The organism is Desulfobulbus sp. (assembly GCF_031547805.1).
Classification (GTDB): domain Bacteria; phylum Desulfobacterota; class Desulfobulbia; order Desulfobulbales; family Desulfobulbaceae; genus Desulfobulbus.
In genome coordinates, this window is the sequence record NZ_JAVBRQ010000001.1 from 192,423 (window position 1) to 202,456 (window position 10,034).

5 protein-coding genes are annotated in these 10,034 nt (G+C 64.9%); 4 read left to right on the top strand and 1 reads right to left on the bottom strand.

Annotated elements, in window-relative coordinates; genetic code table 11:
- Positions 1–29 precede the first annotated feature (29 nt).
- From RMR13_RS00830 to RMR13_RS00845, 4 genes are all read left to right on the top strand, one after another.
- The gene (locus RMR13_RS00830) at positions 30–5,819 is read left to right on the top strand and encodes an alpha-2-macroglobulin (protein ID WP_310598743.1); all 5,790 of its coding nucleotides are present in this window, start codon (positions 30–32) and stop codon (positions 5,817–5,819) included.
- Positions 5,816–8,146: a penicillin-binding protein 1C gene (pbpC, locus tag RMR13_RS00835; protein ID WP_310598744.1), complete on the top strand. Its 2,331-nt coding sequence runs from the start codon at positions 5,816–5,818 to the stop codon at positions 8,144–8,146. Before RMR13_RS00830 ends, pbpC begins: the two co-directional genes overlap by 4 nt.
- Before the next feature lie 172 nt (positions 8,147–8,318).
- Entirely contained in the window at positions 8,319–8,738 is a 420-nt protein-coding gene (locus tag RMR13_RS00840) for a hypothetical protein (protein ID WP_310598745.1), read from the top strand.
- A gap of 270 nt (positions 8,739–9,008) precedes the next feature.
- On the top strand, positions 9,009–9,221 hold the full coding sequence (locus RMR13_RS00845; RefSeq protein ID WP_310598746.1) for a hypothetical protein: 213 nt from the start codon (positions 9,009–9,011) through the stop codon (positions 9,219–9,221).
- Positions 9,222–9,464: 243 nt separating this feature from the next.
- Here the strand turns inward: RMR13_RS00845 and RMR13_RS00850 are convergent, their stop codons facing one another.
- On the bottom strand, positions 9,465–9,683 hold the full coding sequence (locus RMR13_RS00850; RefSeq protein WP_310598747.1) for a hypothetical protein: 219 nt from the start codon (positions 9,681–9,683) through the stop codon (positions 9,465–9,467).
- Positions 9,684–10,034 lie beyond the last annotated feature (351 nt).

A 10,034-nucleotide genomic window follows, 5' to 3' on the forward strand; every position in this document is an offset into this window, starting at 1 on the left:
TCCGCCTCCTTTCTCTTGATCGGCATCCCATGAAAATCGCTTCCTTTTTTACCGCCGTTGCCGGATTGCTTCGTCCGATAACCCGTTTCCTGGCCGCCCTGTTCGGACGGTTCAACTGGCAGCCGCCCCCGTGGCTGGCCTGGATCGGCCGGATGCTTGCCCGGTGCGGGACCTGGTCCGGGCGCAATCCCCTGGCGGCGGGTATCCTGCTGCTGGCGACGCTGGCCACGGCCGGCGGCGGCTGGTACGGCTGGCAGTGGTACAGCCACAGGCCCGTGCCGCACACGGTTGCCTATCGGGTAAACGCGCCCGCCTTGACGCGCTACGAACAATCGCCGATCGTGGTTGCGCCGTTGCGGGTCGTTTTCGCCCAATCCGTGGCGACGCTGGCCCTGGTGGGCAAACCGGTGGTTACCGGTTTTCGTCTGGAGCCGGCCCTGGCCGGCAGCTGGCGCTGGGCCGACGACCGCACCCTCGAATTCAAGCCCGAGGGGGACTGGCCGGTCGGGCAGGCCTATAGCTTGAGTTTTTCCCGGGACGATTTCTTCGCGCCCGGCGTGCTGTTGGCCAATTACCAGGCAACCTTCAGCTCCGCCCCTTTCACCGCCGCCATCGCGGCCGGCGAACTCTATCAGGACCCGGTGGACAACACCTTGAAAAAGTTGGTGGCCACCGTCGATTTCTCCCATCCGGTCGACGAGGCCAGCCTACGGCGGGCAATCGGCCTGAAGCTGGCGGAAGGACTCGGGTTCCGCGACCGCGACAAGGAACCCTGGACCATGACCGTCGACGCCACCGGAGTGCATGCCTACATCCACTCCGCGCCGCTGGCCGTGCCGCTGGAATCGAGCCCGATCACCCTCGTCCTGGACAAGGGCATCGGCGCGGCCAAGGGCGGCAACCGGACCGACCGGCCCATCGAGCGCGCGGTCACCGTCCCCGGCCGCTATCAATTGGCCTTTACCAACATGGCGGTGCGGTATGTCAACAATCAGCAGGGCGAACCCGAACAGGTGTTGATGTTCGACAGCTCGTTCCCGGTGCGGGACGAGGCCATCGGCAAGAAAATACAGGCCTGGCTGTTGCCCGAAAGGGGCCAGAACAGACGCTGGACCCTGTCCACGGCGAGCGAGGAAGGGCTCCAGCAGGCCCTACCCCTGGCGCTTCGCCAAATTCCCAGTGCCGAGCCCATGAACACCCACCACGGATTCGTGTTCCGGGCGCCGGTCAACCGCCAGATCGTGGTCAAGATCGACGAAAAGGTCGAGGCGGTGGGCGGTTATCTTTCCAAAAAGCCGGTGACCGACCTGCTGTACACCGGCGAGTATCCCAAGATGCTCAAATTCCTGGGCGCAGGGGCCCTGCTGGGCCTGAACGGCGAGAAGCGGGTGGGTTTTCTCGCCCAGGGCATGCCCGGCATGAAGGTTGAGATCGCCCGGGTGCTTCCCGGCCAGCTGCACCAGATTATCGACCAGAATCACAGCCAATTCGCCCAGCCCTCGGTGTATGGCGACCGGTTCGACCGCCTGGTGGAGCGGATGGAATACACCCGGACCTTCACCCAGGCCAACGAGAGCAAGCCGCTGTACGACTTCGTCGATATCGGCGACTACCTCAACGCCGATGGCGGCCGGCGGGGGGTTTTCGTCCTCCATCTCTCCCCGTTCGATCCCGCCAATCCCCAACGGGAATACGGCGATTCTCCGGACGGCCCGGAAGAGGGCGACCGGCGGTTCATCCTGGTGACCGATCTGGGGCTGATCAGCAAGCGGACCCTGGATGGCGGCCAGGAGGTGTTCGTGCAGTCCATCGCCAGCGGCGCGCCGGTGGCCGGCGCCAAGGTCGAAATCATCGGCCGCAACGGCCTGGCCGTGGCCGAGGCGTACACCGACGAGCAGGGCCATGCCCGCTTCCCCGGCATGGCCGAGTTGCGGCGCGAGAAAAAACCGATCGCCCTGGTGGCCAGCCTGCACAACGACCTGTCCTTCCTCCCCCTGGGCCGCGACGAGCACATGGTGGATCTCACCCGCTTCGACATCGGCGGCGTGGAAAACGCCCAGAGCCCGGATCAGGTCGCTGCCGCGCTTTTTACCGATCGCGGCCTGTATCGCCCCGGCGAAACCGTGCACATCGGCTCCATTCTGCGCGCCGCCGATTGGGGCACCCGCATTGAGGGCATGCCGGTGGAAGTGGAGATCACCGATCCGCGCGGTTCGACCGTCTGGAATCAACGGAGAAAATGCCCGGAGAGCGGATTCGACGGGATCGACTTCACGACCGGCGAGACCGCGCCGGCCGGATCGTATTCCGTGTCGGTCTACCTGATCAAGGACAATAGACGCGGCACCTGGATCGGAGGAACGGAGTTCACGGTGGGCGATTTCGAGCCGGACCGGATGAAGGTGGCGGTCAGCCTGGCCGAACCCAAACCCATCGGCTGGCTGCAGCCGGAAAAGATCAAGGCCCTGGTCGTGGCCCGGCACCTGTTCGGCGCCGCCGCCTCGGACCGCCGGGTGACCGGCCAGATGCGGCTGACCCCTGCCCTGCCCGCCTTCAAGCAGTATCCCGGCTACCGGTTCCACGTCGAAGGCGTGCTCAAGGAAGGCACCGACGACACCCTGCCCGAAGCCCGGACCTCGGACGCCGGCGAGGCCGAGCTGCAACTCGACCTCGAGCGCTTTGCCCAGGCGACCTACCGCCTGCGCCTGACCGCCCAGGTCTACGAGGCGGAGGGCGGACGCAACGTGGCGGCGGCGGACGAGGCGCTGGTTTCCTCCGCGCCCTACCTGATCGGGGTGAGCAGCCGCGATGCCCTGGATTACGTGACCAAGGGCGCGGCCCGTGCGTGCCGGTGGCTGGCGGTGGGGCCCGACCTGCAGCCGGTGGCGGTTGACAGGCTGCAGCTCGCCCTGGTCGAATACCGCTATCTTTCCGTGCTGGTCAAGCAGTCGGACGGCACCTATAAATACGAGTCGCGGCGCAAGGAGATCGAACGGGATATCCAGCCGTTTTCGCTCGACCCGGCGGGCAAGGACAGTCCCCTGCCCACCGCCGAGCCCGGCGATTTCGCCTATGAGGTCCGCGATGCCAAGGGCACGGTGCTCAACCGGATCAAATGGACCGTGGCCGGGGCCGCCAATCTCAGCCGCTCGCTGGAGCGCAACGCCGAATTGCAGATCAAGCTCGACAAGCCCAGCTACGCGCCGGGCGAGAAGATCCACATCAGCCTGCGCGCCCCCTATACCGGCGCCGGCCTGATCACCATCGAGCGCGACCGGGTGTATGCCCATGCCTGGTTCAAGACCACGACCACCTCCAGCGTGCAGACCATCGTCGTCCCCAAGGAATTGGAGGGCAACGGCTATGTCAACGTGCAGTTCGTGCGCGATCCCAATTCGCCGGAAGTCTTCATGAGTCCCCTTTCTTCCGGGGCCGCGCCGTTTGCCGTGTCGCTGGATGCGCGCACCCTGCCGCTGGCCATGGCGCCGCCGGAACATATCGAGCCGGGCGCGACCCTGCGGCTGCACCTGGATTCGAAAGAGGCGGCCAAGGCGGTGGTGTTCGCGGTTGACGAGGGCATCCTCCAGGTGGCGCGCTACAAGACGCCGGACCCGCTCGGCCACTTTTTCAGAAAGCGGGTGCTCGATGTGCAGACATCCCAGATCCTCAGCCTCATCCTGCCCGAATACAGCCGGCTGTTGGCGGCGGCCGCTCCCGGCGGCGGCGGGGAAGACGAGATCGGCGCGCATCTCAATCCGTTCAAGCGCAAGCGCCAGCCGCCGGTGGCCTATTGGTCCGGGATCGTGCAGGTGCCGGCCGGCGGCCGCGATTTCGAGTATGCGGTGCCCGAAGGATTCAACGGGCGGCTGCGGATCGTCGCCGTGGCGGTGACCCCGTCCCGGATTGGCGTTTTCGAAGGCGCGACCGAGGTGCGCGGCCCCTGGGTGCTGACCCCCAACGTGCCGGCGTTCGTCGCGCCTGGCGACGAGTTCTCGATCTCGGTCGGGGCCTTCAGCAACCTGCCCCGGCAAAGCCAGGTGCGGATTCGCCTGGAAACCGGCCCCGGCCTCGCGGTGACCGAACCCGCTGTCCAGCAATTGGAGGTGGCGCCCGGCCGCGAAGGCGTGGCCCGCTTCCAACTGCGCGCCACCGACCGGCTCGGGTCCGCCGAATTGGCGTTCACCGCCGAAAGCGGGGAAGGGACGGCGCGAATCCACGAGAGCACCTCGGTCCGGCCGGCCACGCCCTATCGGGTCGCGCTGCGGGCCGGGCTGTTCACCGAACAGGCCCTGAGCCTTGCCCGGCAACGCGATCTGCACGACGAATACCGCACGGTCGAGATTGGGTACGACCGCTCGCCCCTGGTTTGGGTCCAGGGATTGAGCACCTACCTGGAGCACTACCCGTACAGCTGCACCGAACAGCTGATCTCCAAGGCCATGCCGGCCTTGATCCTGGCCCCGCCGGAAGAAGTGGTCCGTCCGGATTTCAAGCCGTTGCAGGCCGCCTTTGCCGTACTCCGGCAACGGCAAAGCGAATCGGGCGGTTTCGGACAATGGGCGGGCAATCTTGCGGTCCAGCCGGAAACATCGATCTATGCCATCGATTTCCTGATCGAAGCCCGCGAACGCGGCGTCCACGTTCCCGCCGATCTCGAACGCCTGAGACGCGCCTACCTGGAGAAGATCGCCAACGGACCGGCAGAGGGCATGGCGGAGCTGCGGACCAAGGCCCGCGCCATCTATCTGCTCACCCGCCAGGGCAAGGTCACCAGCGGCCCCCTGGCGGCGACGATGGAGCAGTTGGAACGCTACCATCGCCAGACGTGGCGCACCGATCTGGCCGCCGCCTACCTGGCGGCCAGCCAGGCCCTGCTGAAACAACAGCAGCAAGCGGAGCAGCTGATTGCCGGCGTGCCCTGGAGCGTCACCGCGCCTCAAACGGCAGCGGCAGCAGCCGTCCAGGGCGGCTTGTATGGCGATGCCTTGTGCCACGACGCCGAGCTCCTGACCCTGCTGGCCCGGCATTTCCCTCAATTGTTGGCGGGCATTCCCAAAGCGCTGCTGCCGGCCCTGGGCGATTGGGTGTCCAGAGAGCAGTACCATTCGCTCTCCGCCGCCCTGTTGATCCGGGCCTTCGATCTCTATGGCCGTTCCATTGCGCCGCAAAGCGGACACATGACCGTCGAGGCGGGGACGGAACAGGCGCTCGGGCCGCTGAGTCTGCACGGCCAGCCGCCGCGGGCCGCCCTGGTGCCGGGATGGGACAAGGTGATCCTGCGCAAGGAACAGGCCGGACCGCCGGCCTTCTACCAGCTGACCGAGGCCGGGTTCGACCGGCAGCCGGCCGACGGTGCGCTCCAGCAGGGGCTGGAAATTCTGCGCGAATACATCGGCGCGGACGGAAAGCCCCTGACGCAGGTCAAGGTGGGCGAGGAGTTCACGGTACGGCTCCAATTGCGCGCCACTGCCGACAACGCGGACGCGAGCGAGATCGCGATTGTCGATCTGCTGCCGGGCGGGGTCGAACCGGTGACCGTTCGGCCCCAAAACGCGGACGAGGAGGAGCAAGGCGATGCCGAGTCCCCCGAGTCCGATGCAACGGCCCAGGAGTCCGGGCAGCCCTCCTTCGTGGATACCCGCGATGACCGGGTGGTGCTCTATGCCCTTCTGACCAACGACGTCGCCACCTACACCTACCGGGTCCGGGCCACCAACGAGGGGGTCTTTCTGGTGCCGCCGCCGTATGCCGAAGGCATGTATGTGCGGAAACTGCAGGGGCGCGGCCTGGCCGGCCAGCTGACCATTGTCGCGCCGTGAAAGCCGCACGAAGCGGATGGTTCGGACGGCTGGCGCGGTCGGCGGCCCTGGCGCTCTTGACGGCGCTGCTGGGGCTGGCGGCCTTGCGCCTGCTGCCCGCTCCGCCGCTTGAGGCCTCCTTTCCTTCCTCGCGGCTGATCCGGGCCGCCGACGGCACGGTCCTGCGCCTGACCCTGGCCAGCGACGGGCAGTACCGGATTCCGATTCCGCTCGAGCAGGTGGCGCCGACGGCGGTTGCCGCCATCCTGCTCAAGGAGGACCGGTCGTTTTTCTGGCATCCGGGCGTCAATCCGCTGGCCCTGGCACAGGCAGCCTGGGCCACCTATGTCTCGGGCACGCGCCAGGGCGGCTCCACCCTGACCATGCAGCTGGCCCGGCGGCTGCACGGACTCAATACCCGCACCCTTGCGGGCAAGCTGGTGCAAATCGTCCTTGCCCTGCAACTGGAAGTCCATTACTCCAAAAGCGAACTGCTCAGGGCCTACTGCAACCTGGCGCCCATGGGCGGCAATATCGAGGGTCTGGCGGCGGCGGCGCGGATCTATTTCGGCAAGGAGGCCGGGCAGCTCACCCTGACCGAGAGCCTGGCCCTGGCCGTGATGCCGCAGAATCCTGCCAGGCGGTTCGATTTCGACGCGGAACAGCAGCGGGCCCGGCAGCGATTGGCCGCGGCCTGGCTGGTGGAGCACCCCGAGGATACCCCGACCACCACCCTTGCGGATCAGGATTTTACGGCCCAGCCTTCCCTGCCGTTTCTGGCGCCGCACCTGACCGATCACCTGCTGCGCCTGGGCGGTGACGGACCGATGATCCAGGCCACGGTGGAGCCCCGCCTGCAGAACGCCATCGAGCGCATCCTGCGGCAATACGTCACCGAACGGCGCGATCGGGGCCTGGCCAACGGCGCGGTGCTCCTGGTGGACCGGCGCGACATGGCCGTCAAGGCGCTGGTGGGCTCGGCCGGATATTTCGACCGCGCCATCGACGGCCAGGTCAACGGCGCCCTTGCCAAGCGCTCGCCTGGCTCCACCTTGAAACCGTTCATTTACGGCCTGGCGATCGACCAGGGCCTGATCCATCCCTTGACCGTGCTCAACGACGCGCCCACCGCCTTCGGGCCGTTTCAGCCGGAAAATTTCGATGGCCGCTTTGCCGGTCCGATTCCGGCCCGCGACGCCTTGATCCGCAGCCGCAACATTCCGGCGGTTTGGCTGGCCAACCGGCTGCGGAGTCCGAGCCTGTACGATTTTCTCCGCAGCGCCGGCATCGCCCGGTTGCGGCCGGAATCGCACTATGGCTTGGCCCTGGTGCTCGGGGGCGGCGAGCTGACCATGGAGGAGGTGGCCGGGCTGTACGCCATGCTGGCCAACAACGGCCTGCACCGGCCGCTCCGCTATCGCCAGTCCGATCCCACGGTCAACGGCACGCCCCTGCTTTCGCCGCAAGCGGCATTCATGGTGCGCGACATGCTCAATGCCCACCCGCGCCCGTCCGCCCGGCGTGGCAACGGCCACCAATGGGCAACCGCCTGGAAAACCGGGACTTCCTGGGGATTTCGCGATGCCTGGTCCGTCGGCCTGGTCGGCGACTACGTGCTTGCGGTCTGGCTGGGCAACTTCGACGGCCACGGCAATCCGGCCCTGGTGGGAGTCAAGGCCGCAGCCCCCCTCTTTTTTCGCATCGCCGATGCCCTGGAGCTGATCGCGGCGGACGAAGCGCCCGCACCGATCCAGCCGCCGCCCGGCCTCATCCGGGTCGAAGTGTGCGCCGCTTCCGGCGATCTGCCCAACCGCTGGTGCCCGCACACGGTGCCGACCTGGTTCATCCCCGGCAAATCGCCCATCCGCGTCTCCACCCTGCACCGGCCGGTGGTGGTGATGAACGATTCCGGCTTGGCCGCCTGCCCGCCCTACGATCCGGCCCGGACCCGGTCGGAAGTGTTCGAGTTCTGGCCTTCGGATACTCAGCGGCTCTTTCGCGAGGCCGGGCTGCCGCGCCGACTGCCGCCCGATTCCGCAGGCCGCGACTGTCCGGCCGCGACGGAAGGCGTGGTGGCGGGCGAACCGCCCCGTCTGTTGTCGCCGTTGACCAATACCGTGTATACCTTGCGGTTGTCGCGGCCCGAGGAGACCATCGGTCTGGCGGCCGCCATCGAAAGCGACAGCGAGCGGGTGTACTGGTTTGCCGATAACCGTTACCTGGGCAACAGCTCGGGCGACGCGGTCCTGCCCTGGCGCCCCAGCGCCTCCGGTCGGTACGAACTAACCGCGGTCGACAGCCAGGGCCGCACCGCCGGCCGAGTCCTGGAGGTCGAATTTCTGCCCTGAACAACGCTTGCGCCACCCGATCGATCCGCGACAATACGCTTTCCCCCATCTCCCTCACCGCAACCCATCGAAAAGACAGTGGTCGGAAAATTCGCCACTTGCATTTTGCCATGGAATGCAAACCATACCTTCATCCCGTCACGAACAAGAACTCTTCCCACAGGAGGTTGGTATGAACAGAATAATGAGTGCCATCATGGCCGGCTTTTTTCTGCTGTTCGGGGCCACCATGGCCATGGCCATGGATCACGATGTTAAAATTCACGAGAAAGAAGGCGTTGGCAAATATCTCACCGATGCCAACGGCAAGACGCTGTATTGGTTCAAGAAGGACACCGCCGGCATGAGTGCCTGCTCGGGGCCGTGCGTCGATAAGTGGCCGATTTACTACGACGACGCCATCAAGGCGCCCAAGGGCGTCAAGACTGAGGATTTCGGAACCATCACCAGGGAAGACGGCAAGAAACAGACCACCTTCCGTGGCTATCCCCTGTACTATTGGGTCAAAGACACCATGCCGGGCGAAACGACCGGCCAGGGGGTGAACGATGTCTGGTATGTGGTCGATCCCGATCATTTCCCGCCCAAATGACCGTCCGAGGCAACGGTTGAACCGCTCCGCCCCGTCCCAGCACCTTTGGGGCGGGATGCGGGCCTGGATTCGTCAAGGATACTCTCTTGACCTGGTGGGCCATACCACTTTGACGACAAGCACTCGATCGGCAACGATCGGTGCTTTTTTTGTTCCGGCCACAATCCCGTCCGCGCGGCTGGGCACGATTTTCCCGACCATTTCCTCGCGGAAGACTTATCGTATCGACACGGACAACCGACTTTGTGCCATGCCGAGGAGGCATTCGCCATGAACAGCCCAATGACCGAGACCTACCAAGAATGGACCATTACCGTGAAACCGGGGAAAAATATGTGCTCGAATTTCAGCTTCGACATCACTTCCCCCTCCGGCCGCAGCCAGCATGTCGCCATGGGTGGCGACAATGAACGGCGGGCGATGGAGCGGGCCAGGGAGATGATCGATATGGAACGGGCCATGGATGCGTCGGAGTCAAACTAACGACGCCTTGGGGAAGAGCGGATCCGTCAGCCAGTCCGCCCACCCCGCATCCATGGCTTTTTGAAGAAAAAACGGCGCCTGACCCACTGGGTCGGGCGCCGTTTTTTGTTGGCGATTCGGCCGGACCGAATGGAGGCCAGGGCCGCTCATCGCCAGGGGCTGGCCTCAGCACCTTGGTTGTCTTCGGGAAATTCCCCCGAACAAAAGAGATGAGCAGCCTGGACCGCGAATCTTCCCGCCGGGCTAGAATTTGATGATTTTTTTCGGACTGCAAAGGTGTTCGGCATCCGGGGACAGACCGCCGCAACTGCCGCAGGTGTATTCCATGCTCTCCACTTTCTCCTCGCAGACCTCGCCGGTGGACGTGGCGCAAAAGGTCGAGGTCAACTCGTCGGTGGATGGATTGCAAAGGGTATGGGCTTGGTCCGCGGTCGAGCCGCAGTTCATGCATGTGTATTTCATCACGAGCCTCCTGTTGTGTGCTCTTCGTTCCAGTTTGTCGCCATCGCTTCCGATGACTCGCAAGTACGGCAAGTTCCCTGACATCACCGCCAGATCACCTGCTTCAACCCTAAGCAAGCAGGGGAGCCTTGTCAACTTAGATACTCCTAACCAACACCACCCCACACGGTTTTGCTTGTCCGACGCGCCCATATTCAGTGCTTATATATAAGTGCTTATCTATAAATAGCCATGATTTTGTTCAAGACAATCATAGCGGCCGCCAAGGTGTTGAGTGCAATATACGAGAGGTCCGTCTTCTCGTATCGTGGTATTAATTTGCGAAATCGATTGAACCATGAATGCGCCAAC